Source organism: Nocardioides sp., assembly GCF_047607365.1.
In the GTDB taxonomy this organism is placed as follows: Bacteria; Actinomycetota; Actinomycetes; order Propionibacteriales; family Nocardioidaceae; genus Nocardioides.
In genome coordinates this window covers 1-21,958 of sequence record NZ_JASGDD010000119.1, presented here as the reverse complement: position 1 = coordinate 21,958, position 21,958 = coordinate 1, and the positions used below count along the sequence as shown (strand labels likewise).

Here is a 21,958-nt window from a genome sequence, read left to right as displayed (position 1 = left end):
CGCGGGAGGTGTTGTGGCCCACATCGCCTTGATCGGTCTGGGCGAGGTCGGAGGCCTCGCTGCCGAGGAGTTTCTCACTCGCGGGCACCGCGTGACGTGGTTCGACACAGCCGGCACCGATCCCGACTCGATCCCGGCGCGCACCGCCCGGAGGCTCGCGCTCCATCCTCCTCGCGCCCTGGCCGAGGCGCTCGCCGACGCGGACGCGGTGCTCTGCGCGGTGACGGCGGGCTCCGCCGTACGGGCGGCGGAGGCGGCGGCCCCCGCGCTCCCCCGCGACGCCTGGTTCATCGACCTCAACTCCTCGGCGCCCGGGCACAAGGCCGCGGCGGCCCGCGCGGTCGAGGCGGCCGGGGGCCGGTACGTCGAGACGGCGCTGATGTCGGCCTTCGGAGCGCGTCGGCTCGACTCGCCGTTCCTGGTCGGCGGCCCGCGCGCCGCCGCCTTCGCCACCGAGGCGGCGGAGCTCGGGATGAGCGATGTGACCGTCGTCGACGGCCCGATCGGCACGGCGGCGGCGACCAAGCTCTCCCGCTCGGTGCTCATCAAGGGCCTCGAGGCGCTCTTCGCCGAGTCGCTGCTCACCGCGCGGGCCCACGGCGTCGAGCGGGCGGTCCTCGCCTCGCTCCCGGGACTTCTCCCCGAGGCCGACTGGGAGCGGATCGCGGCCTACTTCGTCGAGCGCTCACTGCACCACGGCCGGCGGCGGGCCGAGGAGATGGAGCAGGCGGCCGGCATGGTGGCCGACACCGGCGTCGACCCGTGGATGGCGACGGCGACCGCCCGGCGCGAGGAGTGGGCCGCGGCCCTCGGCGTACCGCTGCCGGAGCGGGCCGAGGACCTGCCCGCCCTCGGCGACCTCCTCGACGCCGTACGCCGGCACGCCGATCCCGACGCCCGGCGCGCCCTCCACCTCCAGCCCCAGCCGCAGACCCAGCCGCAGACCCAGCCGCAGACCCAGCCCGACGGAGACCTCTCGTGATCATCGACTGCCACGGCCACTACACGACCGCTCCCGCGGCGCACACCCGGTGGCGCGAGGAGCAGCTCGCCGCGGTCGGCGAGGGCAGGCCGGCTCCGGCGTACCCGCTCATCGGCGACGACGAGATCGTCGAGTCGATCGAGTCCAACCAGCTGCGCCTGGCCCGCGAGCGCGGCATCGACCTGACGGTCTTCTCGCCCCGGGCCTCGGCGATGGGCCACCACGAGGGCGGGCTCGAGGCATCGGTCGCCTGGTCGCGCGCCTGCAACGACCTCGTGGCGCGGGTCGCCGGGCTCTTCCCCGACGCGTTCGTCCCGGCCTGCCAGCTGCCCCAGGCGGCCGGCGAGCCGCTCGACGCGGCCATCGCCGAGCTGCGCCGCTGCGTGGAGACGATGGGGTTCGTCGCGCTCAACCTCGATCCCGACCCGAGCGGCGGCCACTGGACGTCGCCCCCGCTCACGGACCCGCATTGGTTCGGCCTCTACGAGGCCATGTGCGAGCTGGACGTCCCCGCGATGGTGCACGTCTCGGCGAGCGACAACCCGGCCTTCCACGCGACCGGCGCGCACTACCTCAACGCCGACACCACCGCGTTCATGCAGCTGCTGCAGGGCGACCTCTTCGCCCGCTTCCCCACGCTGCGCCTGGTGATCCCCCACGGCGGCGGCGCGGTCCCCTACCACTGGGGCCGCTACCGCGGGCTGGCCGACATGCTCGGGCAGCCGCCGCTGGAGACGCACCTGATGCGCAACGTCTTCTTCGACACCTGCGTCTACCACCAGCCGGGGATCGACCTGCTGCTCTCGGTCGTCGACGTGGACAACGTGCTCTTCGGCTCGGAGATGGTGGGCGCCGTCCGGGGCATCGACCCCCGGACCGGGCACCACTTCGACGACACCCGCCGCTACGTGGAGGCCTCGGCGCTGGACGAGGCGGGCAGGCGGCAGGTCTTCGAGGAGAACGTCCGCCGCGTCTACCCCCGCCTCGGTGCACCCTAGGAGTCGAAGCCGAAGCCCAGCCGGTCCATGCTGCGGAGGAAGAGGTTGCGCCTGCCCTCGTGGCGGTCGGAGGCCTCGAGCGAGGCGGTCATCGCCTTGATGCCCGCGTAGCGGAAGGGCTCGGGCGGGAACGGCAGCGGCTTGGACCGCACCATCTCCAGCGAGGTCCGCTCGGTCGACTCCCCCGACAGCAGGTCCAGCATCACCTGGGCGCCGAAGCGCGTCGCGGCCACCCCGAGGCCGGTGTAGCCGAGCGCATAGGCCACCGTGCCGGCGTACGCGGTCCCGAAGAAGGCGGAGAAGCGGGTGCAGGTGTCGATGACGCCGGCCCAGCGGTGGGTGAAGCGCAGCCCGGCGAGCTGCGGGAAGGTCTCGAAGAACTGCTCGGCCAGCAGCCCGTGCGTCCTCCCCTGCGACTCCAGCACCGGCGAGATGCGGGACCCGTAGTGGTAGACCGCGTCGTAGCCGCCCCACAGGATCCGGTTGTCCCGCGTCAGGCGGTAGTAGTGGAACAGGTTGGCCGAGTCGCCGATCCCCTCGCGGCCGGCCCACCCGATCGAGGCGAGCTGGGCGTCCGACAGCGGCTCGCTCATGAGGACGTAGTCGTAGACCGGCACGGTCATCAGCCGCAGCCGCCGCAGCAGCGACGGGAAGGCGTTGGTGCCGAGCGCCACCCGGCCCGCGCGCACCCAGCCGGCGTCGGTCGTGACCCGCACACCGGCACCGCCGGCGCCGTCGCGCTCGAGCGAGGTCGCCCGCGATCCCTCGTGGACGACCACCCCCGCGTCGAGGCAGGCCGCGCGCAGTCCCCAGGCCAGCCGGGCCGGCTCGACCAGCGCCGTCTCGTCGGGGAGGGCCAGCGCGCCGAGGTAGGTCGGCGAGTCGACGCGGGCGCGCGCGGCCGCGGCGTCGAGGACGTCGTGCTCGACGCCGTGCCGGCTCAGGGTCGCGGCCAGCTCGTGGAGCTCCTCGACCTGGTGCGGCTGCGTCGCGACGGCCAGCTCGCCGCTCATCCGCCAGTCGCAGTCGATGCCGAGCCGCTCGATCGTCGCGCCGATCTCGCGCAGGTTCTCCGCCCCGAGCCGGTCGAGCACCTCCAGCTCGGCCGGCCACCGCTCGAGCCCGTTGGCGAAGCCGTGGGTCAGCGAGGCCGACGCGAAGCCGCCGTTGCGCCCGCTGGCCTGGTCGCCGCACTGCCCGGCCTCGAGCAGCGTCACGCTCCGGTCGGGGAACCGCTCGCGGGCCAGCAGCGCCGTCCAGAGCCCGGTGTAGCCGCCGCCGACGACCACGAGATCGGCCTCCGCGGCCCCGATCAGCGGCGGCAGTGGCGCCGGACGGCTCGCGTCCTCGAGCCAGTACGACGTCCGGACGGCGTCCCGCAGGGACTCATGCATCGCGGCCAGCCCGGCGGCGAGACAGCAGCTCGCCGCCCAGGACGATCGCGATCGCCAGCAGGAACATGATCGTGCCGATCGCGTTGACCTGCATCGGCAGGCCGCGCAGCGCGGCGCCCCAGACGAAGATGGGGAAGGTCGTCACCGTGCCCGCGTTGAGGTTGGTGATGATGTAGTCGTCGAAGCTGAGCGAGAACGAGAGCAGCGACGCGGACAGGATGCCGGGGAACACCAGCGGGAAGGTGACCCGCCAGAAGGTGGTGCGCTCGTCGGCGTAGAGGTCCATCGCCGCCTCCTGCAGCGTGGCGTCCATCCCGGCGAGACGTGCCTTGACCGTCACCACGACGTAGGAGAGGCAGAACGTCACGTGGGCGATGACGATCGTGACGTAGCCGAGGTGGCCGCCCATCCGCAGCGCGATGAAGAACGCGAGCAGCGAGGTGCCCATGACGATGTCGGGCGTGGCCATCGGCAGGAAGAGGACGGTGTTGACGCCGCTGCGGCCGGCGAAGCGGTGCCGCATCAGCGCGAACGCCGCGAGGGTGCCGATGAGCGTCGCGATCACCGTCGCCACCGCGCCGATCCACAGCGAGGTGACGACCGAGCCGCACATCTGGGACGGCGCGCAGAGGTTCGTCCAGTTGCCGACGCCGAACTCGTACCACTGGTAGGTCGTCTTCTTGCCGTGCTCGATGTTGAAGCTCATCGCGGCGACGACGATGTTGGGGATGTAGAGGAAGACCAGGACGAGCAGCCCGATGAAGGCGATGACGTTGGCGCGGATCCAGCGCAGCACGTTGAGCGCCGGGGCGCGGCCCTCGAGCCACGTGTTGGCCGCGGCGGTCGACATCAGCACGAGCGAGACGACGCCGAGCAGCGCCCACCCGACGGCGACCCACCCCGCGGCCACCGGGCCGGAGGCGAAGAGCTTGGCGGCGACGAGCACCGAGGCGACGACCCCACCCGCCCCGAGGCCGAAGAGCCGGTCGCGCGCTCCGGTGTCGTCGGCGTCGAGCGTCCGGGCGGCGGCCTTGATCGCGACGCCCGCCACGAGCGCGAGCGCCAGCAGCACGAGCATGAGGAACGCGAACGGCGGCCCGGCGAAGTTGAGCGCGGTGTCGGGCACGGAGTAGCGGTAGATCGAGAAGCCGAGCACGGCCAGGACCAGCCCGAGCAGGGCGACGCCGGACATGAGGCGCGCGAGCTCGACGCCGACGACGAGGCTGACCGGCTTGCGCTCGCTGACGGAGACGGAGGAGGTCACAGCAGCTCCTCCGTCCCGGCCTTGCGGACGTAGAGGATCGTCGAGGCGAGGATGAGCAGCAGCAGGAGCACCGAGAGGGCGCCGGCCGAGGCGTAGTCGGCCTGGGAGGTGAAGAGCGCCTGGATGTCCGAGCCGATCACCCGGTCGCTGGTCGAGCCGAGGAGCTGGGCGTTGATGTAGTCGCCGACCGCCGGGATGAAGGTCAGCAGGGTGGCGCTCACGACGCCCGGCAGCGTCAGCGGCAGGGTCACCTTGCGGAAGGTGGTGAACCCGCCGGCGTAGAGGTCGCCGGCCGCCTCGAGGAGTCGTCGGTCGATCTTCTCGATGCTGGTGTAGAGCGGCAGGATCGCGAACGGCATGTAGTTGTAGGTCAGGCCGGCGATGGCGGCCACCGGCGTGGCGAGGATGCGGTCGTCGGCGCCGAGCAGGTGCAGCGAGTGCAGGGTGTGGACCAGCCAGCTCTGGTCGCCGAGGACGAGCTTCCAGGCGTTGGTGCGGATGAGGAAGCTGGTGAGGAACGGCGCGATGACGAGGACCAGCACGACGTTCTTCCAGCGCCCGGTCTTGAAGGCGATCGTGTAGGCGAGGATGTAGCCGAGGACGAGGCAGAAGGCGGTGGCGATGAGCGCCCACCAGAGCGAGCGCCACAGGTGCGGGCCGTACTCCTTGATGACGTGCCAGAAGTTCTGCACGTGCCACGTCATGTCGTAGCCCGTGAGCACCGACCCCTCGGGGTCGTAGAGGCTGGTGGCGACGAGGGACAGGAACGGGATGAGGAAGAAGAGCAGCAGCCAGATCCCGATGGGCGCGATCAGCCAGTACGGCAGCAGCCGACTCTGTCGCATCAGTCCTCCTCGATGCCCGCGGTCGCGTCCTGGTCGGCCGGGAGCAGGAACGCGAACTCCGGCCGCCAGGTGAAGTCGACGGCCGTCCCGGGAGCGAGTACGCCGCGGGCGCCGGTGTTCTGCTCGAAGGCCTGGATCTCCTGGCCCCATGAGGTGCGCACGACGTACTGCGTGGAGACGCCGATGAAGCTCGTGTCGACGATCGTGCCGCCGGTGAAGTGGTTGCCCGGGGCGTCGAGCGGCTCCCCGACGGGGGCGACGAGAACCTTCTCCGGCCGGATGCCGACCCAGCCGGCGCCGCTGGCGACGTGGGCGCGGCCGCGCGGGATCGAGACGAGCGTCCCCTGCATGTCGACCTTCACGACCTCGCCGTCGCCGGAGCCGTCGGAGCCCTTGACGACGCCCTTGATCAGGTTGGACTGGCCGAGGAAGTTCGCCACGAACGTGGTCTGGGGGTTCTCGTAGAGCTCCGCCGGCGAGCCGAGCTGCTCGATCCGGCCGGCGTTCATCACCGCGATGGTGTCGGCCATCGTCATGGCCTCCTCCTGGTCGTGGGTGACGTGCACGAACGTGAGGCCGACCTCGGTCTGGATCCGCTTGAGCTCCATCTGCATGCCGCGGCGGAGCTTGAGGTCGAGCGCGCCGAGCGGCTCGTCGAGGAGCAGCACCTCCGGCTGGTTGATCAGCGCCCGGGCCAGCGCGACCCGCTGCTGCTGGCCGCCGGAGAGCTGGGTGGGCTTCTTGCCGGCCTGGGTGCTGAGCTCGACGAGCTCGAGCATCTCCGCCACGGGCCTGGCGACGTCCTTGATGCGCCGGCGCTTGAGACCGAAGGCGACGTTCTCGGCGATCGTCAGGTGCGGGAAGAGCGCGTAGCTCTGGAAGACGGTGTTGACCGGGCGCTTGTAGGGCTTCTCGTAGGTGACGTCGATGTCGCCGATCGCGATCGACCCGGCGGTCGGGATCTCCAGGCCGGCGACCATCCGCAGCGTGGTGGTCTTGCCGCAGCCCGAGGGCCCGAGGAGCGCGAAGAAGCTCCCCTGCGGCACCACGAGGTCGAGCGGGTGCACGGCGGTGAAGCCGTTGGCGTAGGTCTTCTCCAGCTGCGACAGCGTGAGGTCGCGGTCGCCGGAGGTGGCAGGTGCGCTGGGCTCAGACGCCAGAGACATGGGAGAAGTCGCTTTCGTAGTCGCGGATCTTGACCTCGTCGAGCGCCATGAAGCCATGGGTCTTCGCGAGGTAGGAGTCGTCGGGCAGGATCAGGTTCCGGAGCGCGTCGTCCTCGAGCACGTCGGGATCGAGCTCCTCGATGTACTTCTCGATCCCCTGGACCGGGCTGACGTAGTAGTTGTAGTCGGCCAGCTTCGCCGCGACCTCGGGCTGGTAGTAGTAGTCGATCCACTTCTCGGCGAGGGCCTGGTGCTGCGCCAGGTTGGGGATGAGCATGTTGTCGGCCCAGACCATCATCCCCTCGTCGGGCACGACGAAGTGGAGGTTCGGGTCCTCCGAGGCGGCCATGTCGCCGGACCAGGCGAGACAGGCCACGGTGTTCCCCGCGGTGAGGTCGTCGGTGTACTCCTGCCCCGAGAAGGCGCGGATCTGCCCCGAGCTCTTGGCCTTCTCCAGCAGCTCGATGGCCTCGTCCCACTGGTCCTGGGTGAAGTCCGACGGGTCGTAGCCGAGGCCGAGCAGCACCAGTCCCATGGTGTCGCGCATCTCGGTCATCACCGCGACCTTGCCCTTGAGGTCGGAGCGGGTCAGCAGCTCGACGATCGTGCTCGGCGGCTTGTCGAGGTACTTCGCGTTGTAGGCCAGCCCGGTGAAGCCGGCCTGCCAGGGGGCGGAGTACTTCCGCTCCGGATCCCAGGCCGGGGCCTCGAGCGAGCTGATGATGTTGGCGTGCAGGTTGGGCACCTTGGCCGCGTCGAGCGGCTGGATCCAGCCCATCCCGATCATCCGCGCGGCCATCCAGTCGGTGAGCATGAACATGTCCCGCCCGGTCGAGGCGCCCGACCCGAGCTGGTTGACCACCTTGTTGAAGAAGACCACGTTGTCGGTCACGTCGGTGTGATAGTTCACCCGGGCGCCGTACGTCTTCTTGAACTCCGTCAGCGTCGAGACGTAGTCGTCGTCGGGCAGATCCTCGTCGATGTAGAGCGGCCAGTTGCTGATCGTGAGGACCGGGTCGGTGGCCGAGAGGTCCTTGGCGACGAGCTTGGCCGGGTCCTGGTGGCGGTCCGGCGTGGAGAAGAGCGGCAGCGACCCGAGCGCGGCCGCGCCGACGAGGCCGGTCCCGCCGGCCGTGATCAGGGTCCGTCGACGCATGCCTCGGATCGTGTCACGGAGCAAAGGACGCAAACAAGGGAATCCGTGGTCTGGAAACACAAACGCAACGAACTGCGTCGCCTGGGGTGTGCCAAACAATGGAAACCATCGTCCACAATGGCGCCCATGACCAGGGAAACCGCACGCCCGGCCGTCGTCCTCGACGACGTCAGCAAGGCGATCATCGAGCAGCTCCAGCAGGACGGCCGCCGCTCCTACGCCGCGATCGGCAAGGTCGTCGGGCTCTCCGAGGCGGCCGTGCGCCAGCGGGTGCAGCGGCTCGTCGACTCCGGCGTGCTCCAGGTCGTCGCGGTCACCGACCCCCTCCAGCTCGGCTTCGCCCGCCAGGCCATGGTCGGGCTCAAGGTCACCGGCCCACTGGAGGAGGTGGCCGATCTCCTGGGCGCCCTGGACGAGGTCGACTACGTCGTGATCACCGCCGGGCCGTACGACATCCTCGTCGAGGTGGTCTGCGAGTCCGACGACCACCTGCTCGAGCTCCTCTCCACCCGCATCCGGGCCATCCCAGGAGTCCTGAGCACCGAGACGTTCATGTACCTCAAGCTCACGAAGCAGGTCTACAACTGGGGCGTGCGCTGATGCCCTCTCCGGGGTACGCCGGCTTGTCGCTGTGGCACGCGACCGCCGGCGATCCGCTCACCCCGCGACCGGCGCTCGCGGGCGACCTGACCGCCGACGTCTGCGTGGTCGGCGCGGGCTACACGGGATTGTGGACGGCCTACTACCTCGCCTCCGCGCGACCGGACCTGCGGATCGTCGTGGTCGAGAAGGAGATCGCGGGCTTCGGCGCGTCCGGCCGCAACGGCGGCTGGCTCTCGGCGCTCTTCCCGCGGGATCTCGGCTCCCCCGCACTCGACGACGCCATGCGGGCCTCGATCGACGAGGTCATCTCCGTCGCCGGAGCCGAGGGGATCGACGCCGACATCGCCAAGGGCGGCACCGTCGTCCTCGCCCGCTCGGCCGCCCAGTGGGAGCGGGCGAAGGCCGACGCGGCCCACTCCGGAGCCGAGCTGCTCGACGAGCCGGCCGCCCGGGCGCTGCTCAACGCCACCGGCACCCTGGGCGGCACCTGGACGCCGGACTGCGCGGCGATCCACCCGGCGAAGCTCGTGCGCGGGCTCGCCCGGGCCGCCGAGGCGCGCGGGGTCACGATCCACGAGTCCTCCCCGGTGACGTCGATCGCCGATCACGTCGTCACGACGCCGGGCGGCTCGGTCGCGGCCGACGTCGTCGTCCGTGCCACGGAGGGGTACACCGCGACCCTGCCCGGCTTCGAGCGCGACGTCATCCCGGTCTACTCCCTCGTCATCGCCACCGCTCCCCTGCCGGCTTCGGTGTGGGCGGAGATCGGGCTCGGGCGGCGCGAGACGTTCAGCGACTACCGCAACCTCATCGTCTACGGACAGCGCACCGCCGACGACCGGCTCGTCTTCGGTGGCCGCGGCGCGCCCTACCACTTCGGCTCGCGGATCGCGCCGGAGAACGACCGCGATCCGCGGGTGTTCGCCTCGCTCTACGCCACGCTCGTCGAGATGTTCCCGGTGCTGCGCGGCACCCGCGTGACGCACGCGTGGGGTGGGGCGCTGGGCATCCCGCGGGACTGGTGCGCCTCGGTCGGCCTCGACCGCGCGTCCGGACTGGCCTGGGCGGGCGGGTACGTCGGCGACGGGGTCACGACCACCAACCTGGCCGGACGCACCCTGCGCGATCTCATCCTCGGCACCCCGTCCGCGCTCACCGTGCTCCCGTGGGTCGACCACCGCTCGCCCCGCTGGGAGCCCGAGCCCCTTCGCTGGCTGGGCGTCAACGCCGGCCTGCGCGCGATGACCCTCGCCGACACCGAGGAGCGGATCACCGGGCGCCCGTCGGTCCTCGCGCGGCTGATGGCGCCGCTGCTCGGCGGCCACTGACCCGATATTCGGTTGCGCGCCCACCGGGCCGAGGAGAGAGTGTCGCGGAGCGGCGCGGACACGCGCTGCCGTCGGAGAGAGGAGTCGTCACATGACCGTCGTTGTCATCGGCCTGCCCGCAGACACCCTCTCTCCGAACACTGGGAGCATGCATGACCCAGGAGCACGCCTCCTTCGATCCTGATCGCCCCGATCAGGGGATCGACCCCCGCTTCACCTTCGACTTCCGCACCTACGACCGTCTCGGCGACGGGCAGCGGTGGTCCACCTGGCTCTCCGTCGAGCCGCTGTGCCGAGGCCCGGAGCCGCGACCTGACTGGGTGGTGACCTCCCAGGGTGCGGTCGACACCGAGCTCGGCATCCTCAAGACCGGCAAGGAGGCCGACGCCTTCCTGCTCGATCGGACCGACCCGCACGACCCCGCGCAGTCGGCGGTGATGGTGGCCAAGCGCTACCGCGACGACCGGCATCGCTCCTTCCACCGCGCCGCGACCTACACCGAAGGCCGCAGCACCAAGCGGTCCCGCGACGAGCGCGCACTCAAACGCAGGTCGACGTGGGGACGCGAGGTGGCGAAGTCCGAGTGGGCCGCCTCGGAATGGAACGCCCTGGTCCGGTGCTGGCAGCTCGGGCTGTCGGTCCCGTACCCCGTCCAGATCGACGGCACCGAGCTGCTCATGGAGTGGATCGAGGCCGACGGGGAGACCGCCCCGCGGCTGGCGCAGACCCGCCCGGACGCCGGCCTGCTGGCGTCCTACTTCGATCAGGTCCGCTCGGCGATGCTGACCCTGGCCGAGGCGGGACTCGCGCACGGCGACCTGTCGCCCTACAACATCCTCGCTGCCGGCGAGCGGCTGGTGATCATCGACCTCCCGCAGGTCGTCGACCTCGCCGGCAACGCCGCCGGGCCGGACTTCCTCCACCGCGACTGCGTCAACGTCTGCACGTGGTTCCGGCAGCGCGGACTCGATCCGGCCGTCGCGGACGAGGAGGCGCTCTTCGGCGAGCTGATGGCGGCGGCATGGTGAGGCCGGTCCTACAGTCGGGCGGGTGAGCCGACGTCACGTCCGGCGCCGGCCCGAGCCGGTCGCCGCCCCCGAGCCGACCTGCCCGGTCGATCCCGAGCGCTCCTCGCTCTACACCGCGACCGAGCTCTACGACACGCCCGCGTACGCCGAGTCGCTGGACGCCCGCGCCTACGCCTGGTCCCGCCTGCCGAAGGACCACGAGCGCGCGAAGGTGAGGGCGCTGCACGACTTCGCGATCGACGAGGCGCTCGACGGGTGGATCGCGGGGCGGCATCTGGTGGGCGTGATGGGCGGCCACGCGGCACTGCGCGGCTCCGCCGGCTACGTCGCGGCGGCGCGGCTGGGGCACGCGCTCGGCTCGACCCACGTCGTGGCGACCGGGGGCGGCCCGGGTGCGATGGAGGCGGCCAACCTCGGCGCCTACCTGAGGAGCCGGCCGTGGGACGAGGTGACCGCGGTGATCGACCGGCTGGCCGTCGTACCGGGGTTCGTGCCGTCCGTGGAGGCCTGGGCCGCGCCCGCGCTGGAGGTCGTCCGCGAGGGCGGCGAGCGGCCGGAGGCGTCCTCGCTCGGGATCCCGACGTGGTTCTACGGTCACGAGCCGCCCAACGTCTTCTGCGACGCGATCGCGAAGTACTTCCGCAACGCCACTCGCGAGGCGATCCTGCTGGAGATCTGCGACGCCGGCATCGTCTTCCTGCCCGGTGCTGCCGGGACGGTGCAGGAGGTCTTCCAGGACGCGTGCGAGAACTACTACGCGACGCCCGAGTCCGTGGCGCCGATGGTGCTCGTCGGCGAGCGCTACTGGACCCACGAGCTGCCGGTCTGGCCGCTGCTCCTGTCGCTCTCCCGCGGGACGCCGATGGAGGGGAACGTGCACCTCGTCGACGGCGCCGCCGGGGCTGCCGGGCTCCTCACCGGGAAGGCGCCGGGATAGGCCCGGCGAGCCTCAGCGTGCCTTCCGGACGCCGATCGCGTAGCTCGCGCTCACCCGGCCGAGCGCCTTGTTGCCGGTCAGCCTCAGCCTCAGCACGAGCTGGGTCGCGCCGCCGACCTTCGAGCGCCGCACCCGGATCTTCTTGGTGTACACGCAGCTCTTCTTGACCTTCGCGGAGCTGCGGGCGATCGTCCGTCCCTTCTTCGCCAGGGTCAGCCTCACCACGCCCTTGCACCCCGCCTTGGCCGAGACCCCGGACGGCAGGCCGAGCTTGCCCCTCACCCTGACCACCACGGAGCGGCTCGAGGCCGACGCCGCGCCTCCGACGACGGGGACCGCGCCGCTCGCGGAGAGCGGTCCCGGCTTCGGAGCAGTCGCACTCGTGGTCCCGGCGGCGCCGAGGGCGTCGGCGGTGATGACGAGGCGTCCGCCCGAGCCGACCACCACGGCCTGCGTCGCGCTGATCATGTCGACGTCCTTCCACGAGGTCGTGGTCCCGTCGCCGATCGCCTCGGCCGCCGCCCCGTCGATCGAGCGCAGGATCGCGCCGCCGTCACCCACCGCGAGGAAGGTCCCGCCGTACCCCGCCACGCTGCGCAGCGCCGGCGTGGAGGCGCCGCCGGCCAGCTCCACGAAGCTGCTCGTGCCGCCGCCGTCGGTGCTGTATCCCCAGCTCAGCCCGCCCGTGGGGTCGTCGGCGACCATCTGGAGGTGCGACGTGTTGGTCGGGTCCACCGCGAGCGACATCCGGCCCTTGTAGTGGTTCACCATGCCGTCGGTCAGCCGCACGGCGGGGCTGGCGAGCCCGTCGTTGCTGCGCCAGAGGAAGCCGAAGTTCTGGTCGGCGAACCACAGGCTGCCCGGCGAGGCGACCACGTCGGTGACGACGCTGTCGATCTGGCAGCCGCCCGACGACAGCCGTCCGACGTCCTTCCACACCGACCCGGGGCCGCCCTTGAGCACGACGCCCTCGTCGAGCCCCACGGCATAGGCGATCGAGTTGCTGACCCAGGTGATGCCCACGAGGGGCTGTCGCGGCGCCGCGCTCGTCCCGGGCGTCCCGGGCGTGCACTGGCCGATCCCGGCGGACGCGCCGTTGTCGTCGTACGTCGACCCGCTCAGGTCGTCGAACGCCCAGCTCGGCGTCGACGTGCTGCCGTCCCAGTAGTAGACGGCCCCGGACCCGCCCTGCGATCCGACGGCGTAGCCGTGCTTGCCGTCCGGGCTCAGCTCGATGTCCGTGAACGTGGTCCCGGGGTAGTCGGCGTCGACGGTGAACGGCCCGCTCGGCGGCCCCGAGAGCAGCCTGCCGCTGCCGGTGGCGAAGACGACCCGGGTGGGGGTGTAGTCCACCGCTGTGATGTCCTCGCTCACGCCGGTGGCGATGGCCGTCCACCCCACGGCGGCCTGCGCGGCCGGCGCGAAGGTCACGAGGCCGGCGCAGACGCATGCTGCAACGAGGAGGCGGGAGATGGCGCGCATCGCGGAGTCCTGTCACCGAGAGGATGCCGACACCCTAGCTGCCCGGGAGCGCCGGCCGGTAGGGCTCAGGCGGCGGTGCGGCGGGCGGTCGCCGCGCGGCGGGAGGCGATGACGTCGCGGTACTGCTCGACGAGCAGGGCGTTGATCGCGGGCCACGAGCGGCCCTCGACGCGGGCCCGGCCGAAGCGACCCATCCGGCGGGCCAGCCGCGGGTTGCCGTGCAGCGTCCGGACGTAGCGCGCCAGGTCCGGCGCGGATCCGGGCTCGTAGAGGTAGCCGGACTTGAGGTCGTCGACGACGTCGATCGGGCCGCCCTGGCGCGGCGCGACGACCGGGACGCCCGAGGCGAGCGCCTCCTGCGCCGACTGGCAGAAGGTCTCGTGCCGGCCGGTGTGCACGAAGATGTCGAGCGAGGCGTACGCCGACGCCAGCCGCTCTCCGTGGAGCACGCCCAGGAAGTGGGCGTTCGGGAGCAGTCGCCGCAGCCGCTCCTCCTCGGGACCTCCGCCGACGAGGACCAGCGAGTAGCGCGGATCCTCGTCGATGACCTGGAGGAGGCCGAGCTCCTTCTCGGGCGCCAGCCTGCCGACGTACCCGACGATGGTCTCGCCCCCTCCCCCGAGCTGCAGCCGCAGCCGGTGGTCGCGCTTGGCGGGGGCGAAGAGCTCGGTGTCGACGCCCCGTGGCCACAGGGCGGTGTTGCCGACGCCGAGCTCGTCGAGCTGCGCGAGGCTGGCGGTGGAGGGCGCGAGGGTGCGGTCGACGCGGGTGTGGATCGCGCGGGTGAGGGCGGCGGCGGCACGCGCGCCACCGGCGTGGCCGAGCAGCGGGTAGCGCTCGGCGAAGCCGACCAGGTCGGTCTGGTAGATCGCGACCGTGGGGATGCCCATCTCCTCGGCCACCTTGATCGCCTGGTAGCCGAGCGTGGCCGGGCTGGCGACGTGGATAACGTCGGGGCCGAAGCGCTGGAAGATCGCCCGGAGCCGGCGGCGGGTCTCCAGGCCGACGCGGAAGTCGCGGTAGAAGGGCAGGCTCGCTCCGCGTACGCGGAGCACCGGCGCGCCGGCGTACTCCGGCGGGCCGGTGGGAGCGACGACGGCGGCCTCGTGACCCTCGGTCTCGAGGTGCTCGAGGACGCGGCGGACGGAGTTGGTCACGCCGTTGATCTGCGGGAGGAAGGACTCGGTCACCACCAGGACGCGGAGATCGCTCATGCCTCCAGCGTCGGCGGCGCGGCTGACGAGCGAGGTTGGCGAAAGTGACCTGCCGGTGAATGTCGCGCGTCGGCAGCCGCGATACTCACTGCCATGAGCCTTCTTCGCGAACGACGTCCCGGCGGCATCGAGGTGCTGCGGATCGACCGGCCGGCCAAGCGCAACGCGCTCGACACGGCGACGCTGGGGCTGCTGAACTCCGCCCTGACCGAGCTCGCGGCGGATCCGGACGTCCGTGCCGTGGTGGTGTCGACCACCTCGACCACCGCCCTGTGCGCCGGCGCGGACGTCGGCGAGACGCTCGACGCGGCCGGCGGGGTGCGGCGGATGGAGGCCTTCGCGGAGCTGTACCGCCGGATCGAGGAGGTGCCGGTGCCCACGATCGCCGTGTGCGTCGGCAACTGCGTCGGGGCGGGCGCCGAGATCGTCGCCGGCTGCGACCTGCGGGTCGCCGGAGAGAACCTCAAGCTCGCGTGGGCCGGGGCACGCCTCGGCGTACCCGTGGGGCCGGCACGGCTCACGACGCTCATCGGCCTCTCCCGCGCGAAGGAGCTGGTCTACCTCGGCCGCCCGATCGGCGCCGCAGAGGCGCTCGCCAGCGGCCTCGCCCACCGGGCCGTGCCCACGGATGAGGCGGAGGCGACCGCGATCGAGCTCGCCGAGGCCGTCGCACGGCAGTCGGCGCCGGGGATCCGCAACCTCAAGGAGATGTTCCGCCACCTCGAGGGCACCCTGGACCGGATCGACTACGAGAACGAGCGGCTGGTGGAGTTCCAGCGCCACGGCACCGGCCTCCCCCAGGGTTGACCGCTACCAGTGCCTCGCGCCGTACGACACGGTGCTCAATCACGCGGACAACTACCCCGGCGGCGAGGCGCCGTCGAACGCGAGCGACATCGCCGCCCGCTGCCGCGACGCCGGCCGCAGCCGCTTCGCCTGGGCCGCCTTCACGGGCACGGCGGGCATCGTCCTCGCCGCTGCCGTCGCGATCGGCTTCCGGCGCCGGACAGGCTAGGCGTCGTCCTCCGACCAGTAGACCGTCGCGCGCCACCAGCTCCCGTGCTCGGTCACCTCGTCGCCGGAGACGGTGAGGTCGAGCACCCGATCGCTGGCGATGCCCGACGCTCGAAGCTCGCGAACACGCTCGTCAGGGCAGGCGACAGCGACGAGCAGATAGCCCATCCGCACTTCTGACGGAGGCCCCCGACGGCACTCAGATAGTCGTTCGTCACCGGCTTGCCCTGTCGGTAGGTTCTTCGTGATGCACGCGGGTCAGCACACGGTCAGTCTCGAATCCGTGCGGGCCATGGTCCGACGGCAGTTCCCGCAATGGCGGAGCCTTCCTGTGCGACCCGTCGAAAGCGGTGGAACCGTCAACTGGACCTTCCGCCTCGGCGAGGAGCTTGCTGTTCGTCTGCCGATGCTCGGAACAGACCCGATAGCCGTCCAGGCCGAGTTGGAGAACGAGGCGTCGGCGATGGCGGAGTTCGCTTCGAACTGCCCATTCCCCTGCCCAGAGTCGGTGGAGATCGGCGCGCCAGACACCCACTATCCGCTTCCCTGGAGCGTGCAGACATGGGTCGTCGGCGCTGACGCTGTCGCGAACGATGCTTCGAACTCGATTCCGTTCGCCGTCGATCTGGCCGCCCTCATCGGGTCCTTGCGCCGGACCGGTGTTGCTGGCAGGACGTACGACGGCAGCGGGCGCGGTGGCCATCTACCCGATCACGACGCGTGGATGGACGAGTGCTTCTACGAGAGCGTCGACCTCCTCGACGTGCCAATCCTGCGGGCACTCTGGGCGGACCTGCGCACGCTTCCACGAGTCGACTCCGACGTGATGTCCCATCGCGACATCACTCCACCGAACGTCCTGGTCGGCCAAGGGCGGCTGACAGGCGTGCTCGACACAGGAGGATTCGCCCCCGCGGACCCCGCGTTGGACCTCGTCGCAGGCTGGCACCTGCTGTCCGCAACACCGCGGGACGTGTTTCGCTCCGAACTCGCCACCTTCGACAACCAATGGCTCCGAGGCATGGCTTGGGCATTCCAGCAGGCCATGGGGCTGGTCTGGTACTACCGGCTCAGCAACCCACCGATGAGCCAGTGGGGCAACAGAACCCTCGACCGCATCGTCGCAGCCGCGGCGTCCTGGTGAAGGGCCGCCAGCTGCGGGTTGCACCCGAGACATGGCGTGAGCAGCAAGAGATCGCGCGTCGGTGAAGCGGAGCCGCTGCCCGATCGGGACCCGTCACCGCGCGAACGAGCGGTCGTCGAACGATGCCAGGTCACGCATCAGCGCGCCGGAGAGGACGACCATCATCTCGTCACCGCCGACGGAGGCACCACCGCTCTCCTCGGGCACCGCGACGAGGAGCCACACCGGGCCGGCGGCAAAGTCGAGGCGCAATGCGATAGGCACGTCGACGTCGGACCATCTGCGGATGGGCCCCCACGACGACGCGCCGACCTTCCACCGCTGCCAACCGATGGTCGCCGCCTCGATCCGCTGACCCGCGGCCCGGCTCCAGAAGGAGTCGCCTTCGGGGCCGTTGCGGCACAGGTCTTCCCCGAGCTCGCCCTCGATGATCTCGATCCCGTAGCACTCGAACGTCGAGCCCCAGGTCACGGTGCGCGTGCCCTCGCTCGTGTGGAGCTCGATGCCCATCACCGCGTTGTGCCAGTCGCCGTGATCCCAGTGCTCGAGCTCCCCGTCCAGCGGGTCGAGATCCCGGTAGTCCACGGACAGGACCTGAAGCCCGACCAGTCGCTGCACGGTCGCCTCGAACGCGGCGCGGACGCTCACGACTCGGCGGCGGCGAGCTGGCCGCAGGCGCCGTCGATCTCGCGGCCGCGGGTGTCGCGGACGGTGGTGGAGATGCCGCGGGATTCGAGGCGGCGGACGAACTCACGCTCGTCAGCGGGGTCCGAGGCGGTCCACTTCGAGCCGGGCGTGGGGTTGAGGGGGATGAGGTTGACGTGCGTCCAGCCGGTGCCGCGGCCGTCGGCGGAGAGGACGTCGGCGAGGAGCTCGGCGCGGTGGTCCTGGTCGTTGATGCCGCGCATCATGGCGTACTCGATCGAGACGCGGCGGCCGGTCCGCTCGAAGTAGTAGTAGGCCGCGTCGACGGTCTCGGCAACCGAGAAGCGGGTGTTGATCGGGACGATCTCGTTGCGCAGCTCGTCGTCGGGGGCGTGCAGCGACAGCGCGAGCGTGACGGGGATGCCCTCGTCGGCGAGCTGGCGCATTCGCGGGACGAGACCGACGGTGGAGACCGTCACGTGACGGGCGGAGAGGCCGAGTCCGTCCGGCGCGGGATCGGTGAGCCGGCGTACGGCACCGAGGGTGGCCGCATAGGCGTGGAGGGGCTCGCCCATCCCCATGAAGACCACGTTGGAGAGCCGGCCGGGTCCGCCGGCCACCTCGCCGGTGGCCATCGCGCGGGCGGCGACGACGACCTGGTGGACGATCTCGGCGGTCGACATGTTGCGCTGCAGGCCGCCCTGGCCGGTGGCGCAGAAGGGGCAGGCCATGCCGCAGCCGGCCTGGGAGGAGATGCAGATGGTGGCGCGGTCGGTGTAGCGCATCAGCACCGACTCGACCAGCGCGCCGTCGAAGAGCTTCCAGAGCGTCTTGACCGTGGTGCCGCGGTCGGCGGTCTGGGTGCGGACCGGCGTGAGCAGCTCGGGCAGGAAGCCCGCCACCAGCTCGGCGCGCTGCGCGGCCGGCAGGTCGGTCATCTGCGCCGGGTCGTGCACCAGCCGCTCGAAGTAGTGCACCGAGAGCTGCTTGGCCCGGAAGCCGGGCAGGCCCAGCTCCGCGGCCGCCGCGGCGCGCTCGGCGAGGGACAGGTCCGCGAGGTGGCGCGGGGGCTTGCCGCGACCCTTCGGCGGGGTGAGGACCAGCGGGATGGCGCGGCCGCGCATCGCCGCGTCCTCGGGCGTCTCGCCCGGCGTCCTGGCGCCCGCCCCGCCGATCTCCTCGCTCACGCGTCCAGTCTCCCATCCGGCGTACGGCGGCGCCGAAATGACATCGCCCCGGAGGGGCCCCTCAGCCTCCCTCGCCGATGAGCGTGAAGCCGAACACCCGCTGGCAGAACCAGACCAGCCCGACGACCGAGACCGCGAGGGCGATCAGCCCGGCGACCCAGGCGGCCGTGCGCGGCGCCCGGTGGCGCAGCAGGGCGAGCGCGGGGAAGAGGAGGATGATGAGGCCGATCTGGACCGTCTCCAGGCCGACGTTGAAGACCAGCAGCGACCAGAGCAGGGTCCACGACCAGGCGTGGTCGATGCCCAGCGCTCCGGCGAACCCCATGCCGTGGACGAGCCCGAAGCAGAACACGACTCCCAGCCGCGACCAGCCCGCGCGGTCGAGCGCCAGGTGGCTCGTGCTCGTCACGTCGAGCTCGAGGGCGCCCGGGCCGAGGCGCCACAGTCGCCAGAGGAACCATGCCGCCGTCGCGGCGATGGAGAGCGCGATGAGCGGCTCGACCACGTCGGCGGAGAGGTGCACGACCCCGAAGGCGGCCAGGATGAGGGTCGTCGAGTGCGCCAGGGTGAAGGTCGTGGCGGCCAGCACGACCTCGCGGAGCCGGCGGGACCCGACGATCAGCGCCGTGAGGAAGAGCAGGTGGTCCAGTCCCTTGAGCAGGTGCTCCGCGCCGAGCCTCCAGAACTCGGCGAACCGCTGGGCGGCCGACTGCGCGGTCGAGAAGGCGGGATGGCTCGCGTCGAGCGCCGCGCTGCCGGTCCGGCCGTCGAGGTCGTAGGTCACGATCGTCTTGGCGCTCGTCACGTAGCCCTCGTCGTCGGGGAAGAGCGCCGCCCGGATCCGGTGCCCCGACTCGAGTACGTCGGCGTCGGCGTCGTGCGGGCAGGCCCAGTCGATCGCGAGGGTCGCGTAGGGCACCCCCTGGTCGTCGTTCATGGCGACCGCGATCCCGGGCTCGAGGCTCGGCGCGCAGGGGCTGCCGGCGTACGCGATGGACAGGCGGTCGGAGAGGTAGGCCAGGACGGAGTCGGCGTGCTGCTCGAGGGCGCGCGTCATGCCGTCGAAGTCGCCGTCCTCCCAGGCGGGCTGGCCGGTCTCGAACAGCGGGTCGTCCCGCTGCGCGTCGGCGACCGAGACGACGAGCAGGTCGTACTCCAGCCCCACGCGGGTGCGGACGTGGTCGTCGCCGGCCGCCGACGCGTCGAGGTAGACGACCGTGCTGAAGCCGTGCGCCGTCGCCGGTCCGGCGAGACCGAGGGAGAGGACGGCCGAGCCGAGAGCGGCCAGGAGCAGGAGCAGGGTGAGGACAGGCCCCGGGCGCGAGCCCGGGGCCTGTCGTGCGAGGGCGTCGATGGTCAGCCCAGGCTCTTCTGGAGCGAGCGGACCACCACGAGCTGGGCCTTGAGGATCTTCTTCCTCGTGCCCTTGGCCTTCTTGATCTGCTTCTGCAGCGAGGCGATCTTCGCGGCGACCTTCTGCTTGAGCGCCGGCGGCACCACCGTGGCCGTGGCGGTCGCCGTGGCCGTCGCGGTCGTCGTGGCCGTCGCGGTGGCGGTGGCGGTCGTCGTCTGCGTGACCGTGACCGTCGGCGTGGCCGTCGGCTCGGCGGTCACCGTCTCGGTCACCTTCTCGACGTCCGCGGGCGGCACGATCGGCGAGATGTCGGCGTCGTCGCGGAAGAGGCTGAACTGGTCCTGGACCGAGCCGATCGGCGCGAGGTTGCCGGAGAGGTCGACGCCGCGCGTCTTGACCTTGCCGAGGTCGTACGCCGGGTTGGGGCCGGTGTCGTCGTTGGCCCGGATGTTCTTGACCTGGAGGCCCTTGTCGTTGACCGTGACCTCGACGTAGGTCTGGACGTGCTCCTGGTTCTCGACCGAGTTGGCCCAGTGCCGCGTGTGCGCGAGCGTCGTGCCGGTGGTGGTGTCGAGTGTCTCCGGCCCGCCGACGTACGTCGTGTCGGCGCCGTAGCCGCCCTTGCTGGAGTCCGGCGTCGTCAGGTCGTAGTACTTCGAGCCGGAGGCCGAGTTGGCGGTGACGTAGACGACGCCGCCGGGGCCCTCGACGACCGTGGGCTGGCCGGGGTGCTCGGTGGCGTCGGCCTTCGCGGTCGTGGCGGTGCCGTCGGTCGTGGTGCCCTTGAGCGCGTAGGTCCGCGAGTAGGAGTGGTCGTGGCCCTGGAGCACGAGGTCGACGCCCAGGTCGGAGAACGCCGTGGTGAAGTCGGTGCGGCGCTGCTGGTTGTCGGTGTCGTTGGCGTGGTCGGCCGGCGAGTAGATCGAGTGGTGGTAGACGAGGACGACGTGGGTGATGTCGCCCTTCTTCTCCGCGTTGATCGTGTCGGTGACGAACTGCACGTGTGCCGGGTCGGAGCCGTTGGCCGCGTTGTAGGCGTTGGAGTTCAGGTCGATGAACAGCACGCCCTTGTAGGTGAACCAGTAGTCGCCACCGGTGTTGGTGCCGGCGCTGTTGTTGTTCGAGTAGAGCGCGTTGGCGTCGTCCCTCGTGTCGGGGAGGGCGAAGTGCTGGTCGTAGCCGCGACCGCCGTTGTCGTGGTTGCCGATGGTGGCGGCCCAGGGGATCGAGCGGAGCTCGTCGGGCTTGAGGAAGTTGTTCCAGTGGGTCTCGTTGTTGGCGGTCTCGACCTGGTCGCCGCCGGAGACGTAGAGCTCGGCCTTCGGGCTCTGGACCCTCGATTGGTCGAGCGTGAAGTCCCAGCCCTCGCCATCGGCCACGGGGTCGCCCGACGAGCCGATCTGCGGGTCGCCGAAGAACAGGAACTGGAAGTCGCCGCCGCCGAACGTGCCGGTCGTGAAGGAGTAGGCCTGCGACGCGTTCGACGTCCCGGTCTCCAGCACGCGGTAGTAGTAGGTGGTGTTCGCGGCGAGGCCGTCGAGCAGGGCCTTGCCGTTGTACGGCGTCAGGGCCGTGATCGACTCGGCCGTCGTGTTCGCCGCGACCGTGCCGGTGACGGTCGTGGCGTTGCTGAAGTCGGCCGCGGTGGCCAGCTGGACCGACTCGCCGCCGGTGGGGTTGGTCGAGGAGTACCACGCCAGCGTGCGGGACGTCTCGTCCTCGCCCACGCCGAGGATGAGGCCGGTGAAGGCCGCGGGGGTGCCGTCCGCGTTGGCGGCGAGGTTCACGCCGGTGCCTGCGACGGCCGCGGCCGCCAGCGACGCGGTCGCGATGCCGACGCCGAGACGGCGGCGGGTGAGGTGGAGGTGCATGGAAGCGGTTCCCTTTCCTTGGACGAAGGCAAACGTCAGGACACTCTCGACACCGGGTGAATGGACGGGGAACCTCGATCGTCGGGTTCGGGCACGGTGCGGTAGCAGGTCGTGACGATCGGATGAACAGCCGCTAGGACCGCGCTTCCGGTTGGAAACCGCGTCGATCGGTCGGGTAGGAAATCCGCGTGCCCCGCCGTCGTACGCCTCTCGTCGCCGTCCCGCTGCTCCTCGCCGGAGCCGCCCTGGCCGGATGCGGCGGCGCCACGTCGGCGATCGAGGCGACGTCGCAGCCGAGCCCGAGCGTGGCGCTCAGCTACACCACCTCGGCCGTCGGCGCCGACGG

General features: G+C 71.4%; 21 protein-coding genes. 9 read left to right on the top strand and 12 right to left on the bottom strand.

The annotated features are described in order from the left end of the window. Window positions 1–13 precede the first annotated feature (13 nt). Window positions 14–982, top strand: a complete 969-nt coding sequence (locus tag QM572_RS09225; RefSeq protein WP_415092307.1) for a DUF1932 domain-containing protein — start codon at window positions 14–16, stop codon at window positions 980–982. Further along, on the top strand, window positions 979–1,980 hold the full coding sequence (locus QM572_RS09220) for an amidohydrolase family protein (RefSeq protein ID WP_415092305.1): 1,002 nt from the start codon (window positions 979–981) through the stop codon (window positions 1,978–1,980). The genes QM572_RS09225 and QM572_RS09220 overlap by 4 nt, the downstream gene beginning before the upstream one ends. Here QM572_RS09220 and QM572_RS09215 read toward each other — a convergent pair. The 5 genes from QM572_RS09215 to QM572_RS09195 are packed head-to-tail and all read right to left on the bottom strand — an operon-like array spanning window position 1,977 to window position 7,805. Further along, entirely contained in the window at window positions 1,977–3,374 is a 1,398-nt protein-coding gene (locus QM572_RS09215; RefSeq protein ID WP_415092303.1) for an NAD(P)/FAD-dependent oxidoreductase, read from the bottom strand. The genes QM572_RS09220 and QM572_RS09215 overlap by 4 nt on opposite strands. Further along, window positions 3,367–4,638 (bottom strand): ABC transporter permease, encoded by a 1,272-nt coding sequence (locus QM572_RS09210; RefSeq protein WP_415092301.1) that lies wholly within the window; start codon window positions 4,636–4,638, stop codon window positions 3,367–3,369. Before QM572_RS09210 ends, QM572_RS09215 begins: the two co-directional genes overlap by 8 nt. Next, complete coding sequence (locus QM572_RS09205; protein ID WP_415092299.1) at window positions 4,635–5,483, bottom strand: ABC transporter permease; 849 nt, start codon at window positions 5,481–5,483, stop codon at window positions 4,635–4,637. Before QM572_RS09205 ends, QM572_RS09210 begins: the two co-directional genes overlap by 4 nt. Beyond that, on the bottom strand, window positions 5,483–6,649 hold the full coding sequence (locus QM572_RS09200; RefSeq protein ID WP_415092297.1) for an ABC transporter ATP-binding protein: 1,167 nt from the start codon (window positions 6,647–6,649) through the stop codon (window positions 5,483–5,485). The genes QM572_RS09205 and QM572_RS09200 overlap by 1 nt, the downstream gene beginning before the upstream one ends. Next, a complete protein-coding gene (locus QM572_RS09195) occupies window positions 6,633–7,805 on the bottom strand; it encodes a spermidine/putrescine ABC transporter substrate-binding protein (RefSeq protein WP_415092295.1) in 1,173 nt (390 codons plus the stop codon). Before QM572_RS09195 ends, QM572_RS09200 begins: the two co-directional genes overlap by 17 nt. A 126-nt stretch (window positions 7,806–7,931) precedes the next feature. On the opposite strand from QM572_RS09195, the gene QM572_RS09190 reads away from it, so the two are divergent. The 4 genes from QM572_RS09190 to QM572_RS09175 all read left to right on the top strand — a co-directional run bounded on the left by QM572_RS09190 (window position 7,932) and on the right by QM572_RS09175 (window position 11,701). Next, complete coding sequence (locus QM572_RS09190) at window positions 7,932–8,405, top strand: Lrp/AsnC family transcriptional regulator (protein WP_415092293.1); 474 nt, start codon at window positions 7,932–7,934, stop codon at window positions 8,403–8,405. Then, a complete protein-coding gene (locus QM572_RS09185; protein WP_415092291.1) occupies window positions 8,405–9,736 on the top strand; it encodes an NAD(P)/FAD-dependent oxidoreductase in 1,332 nt (443 codons plus the stop codon). The genes QM572_RS09190 and QM572_RS09185 overlap by 1 nt, the downstream gene beginning before the upstream one ends. A gap of 152 nt (window positions 9,737–9,888) precedes the next feature. After that, window positions 9,889–10,764, top strand: a complete 876-nt coding sequence (locus tag QM572_RS09180; RefSeq protein WP_415092289.1) for a serine protein kinase RIO — start codon at window positions 9,889–9,891, stop codon at window positions 10,762–10,764. Window positions 10,765–10,786: 22 nt separating this feature from the next. Continuing rightward, a complete protein-coding gene (locus QM572_RS09175) occupies window positions 10,787–11,701 on the top strand; it encodes an LOG family protein (RefSeq protein ID WP_415092287.1) in 915 nt (304 codons plus the stop codon). 12 nt (window positions 11,702–11,713) lie between these two features. Here QM572_RS09175 and QM572_RS09170 read toward each other — a convergent pair whose 3' ends face one another. Both QM572_RS09170 and QM572_RS09165 read right to left on the bottom strand, forming a co-directional pair. Next, entirely contained in the window at window positions 11,714–13,183 is a 1,470-nt protein-coding gene (locus QM572_RS09170) for a hypothetical protein (protein WP_415092285.1), read from the bottom strand. A 65-nt stretch (window positions 13,184–13,248) separates the two neighbouring features. Then, complete coding sequence (locus QM572_RS09165) at window positions 13,249–14,397, bottom strand: glycosyltransferase family 4 protein (RefSeq protein WP_415092283.1); 1,149 nt, start codon at window positions 14,395–14,397, stop codon at window positions 13,249–13,251. Between the two features lie 93 nt (window positions 14,398–14,490). Here QM572_RS09165 and QM572_RS09160 point away from each other — a divergent pair, with 93 nt between their 5' ends. Then, window positions 14,491–15,204 carry an enoyl-CoA hydratase/isomerase family protein gene (locus tag QM572_RS09160; RefSeq protein ID WP_415092281.1) on the top strand — a complete coding sequence of 238 codons (714 nt, stop codon included), beginning with the start codon at window positions 14,491–14,493 and terminating at the stop codon, window positions 15,202–15,204. A 31-nt stretch (window positions 15,205–15,235) separates the two neighbouring features. Continuing rightward, a complete protein-coding gene (locus tag QM572_RS09155; protein ID WP_415092279.1) occupies window positions 15,236–15,412 on the top strand; it encodes a hypothetical protein in 177 nt (58 codons plus the stop codon). Here QM572_RS09155 and QM572_RS09150 read toward each other — a convergent pair. Beyond that, window positions 15,409–15,579 carry a hypothetical protein gene (locus QM572_RS09150; RefSeq protein ID WP_415092277.1) on the bottom strand — a complete coding sequence of 57 codons (171 nt, stop codon included), beginning with the start codon at window positions 15,577–15,579 and terminating at the stop codon, window positions 15,409–15,411. The genes QM572_RS09155 and QM572_RS09150 overlap by 4 nt on opposite strands. A 79-nt stretch (window positions 15,580–15,658) precedes the next feature. Here QM572_RS09150 and QM572_RS09145 point away from each other — a divergent pair, with 79 nt between their 5' ends. Further along, a complete protein-coding gene (locus tag QM572_RS09145; RefSeq protein WP_415092275.1) occupies window positions 15,659–16,555 on the top strand; it encodes a phosphotransferase in 897 nt (298 codons plus the stop codon). A 93-nt stretch (window positions 16,556–16,648) separates the two neighbouring features. On the opposite strand, the gene QM572_RS09140 is transcribed toward QM572_RS09145, so the two are convergent. From QM572_RS09140 to QM572_RS09125, 4 genes are all read right to left on the bottom strand, one after another. Then, on the bottom strand, window positions 16,649–17,203 hold the full coding sequence (locus tag QM572_RS09140; protein ID WP_415092273.1) for a hypothetical protein: 555 nt from the start codon (window positions 17,201–17,203) through the stop codon (window positions 16,649–16,651). After that, on the bottom strand, window positions 17,200–18,324 hold the full coding sequence (rlmN, locus tag QM572_RS09135) for a 23S rRNA (adenine(2503)-C(2))-methyltransferase RlmN (protein ID WP_415092369.1): 1,125 nt from the start codon (window positions 18,322–18,324) through the stop codon (window positions 17,200–17,202). The genes QM572_RS09140 and rlmN overlap by 4 nt, the downstream gene beginning before the upstream one ends. A 124-nt stretch (window positions 18,325–18,448) precedes the next feature. Next, entirely contained in the window at window positions 18,449–19,552 is a 1,104-nt protein-coding gene (locus QM572_RS09130) for a HupE/UreJ family protein (RefSeq protein ID WP_415092271.1), read from the bottom strand. Between the two features lie 191 nt (window positions 19,553–19,743). Next, on the bottom strand, window positions 19,744–21,612 hold the full coding sequence (locus QM572_RS09125) for a fibronectin type III domain-containing protein (RefSeq protein ID WP_415092269.1): 1,869 nt from the start codon (window positions 21,610–21,612) through the stop codon (window positions 19,744–19,746). Window positions 21,613–21,958: the final 346 nt, after the last annotated feature.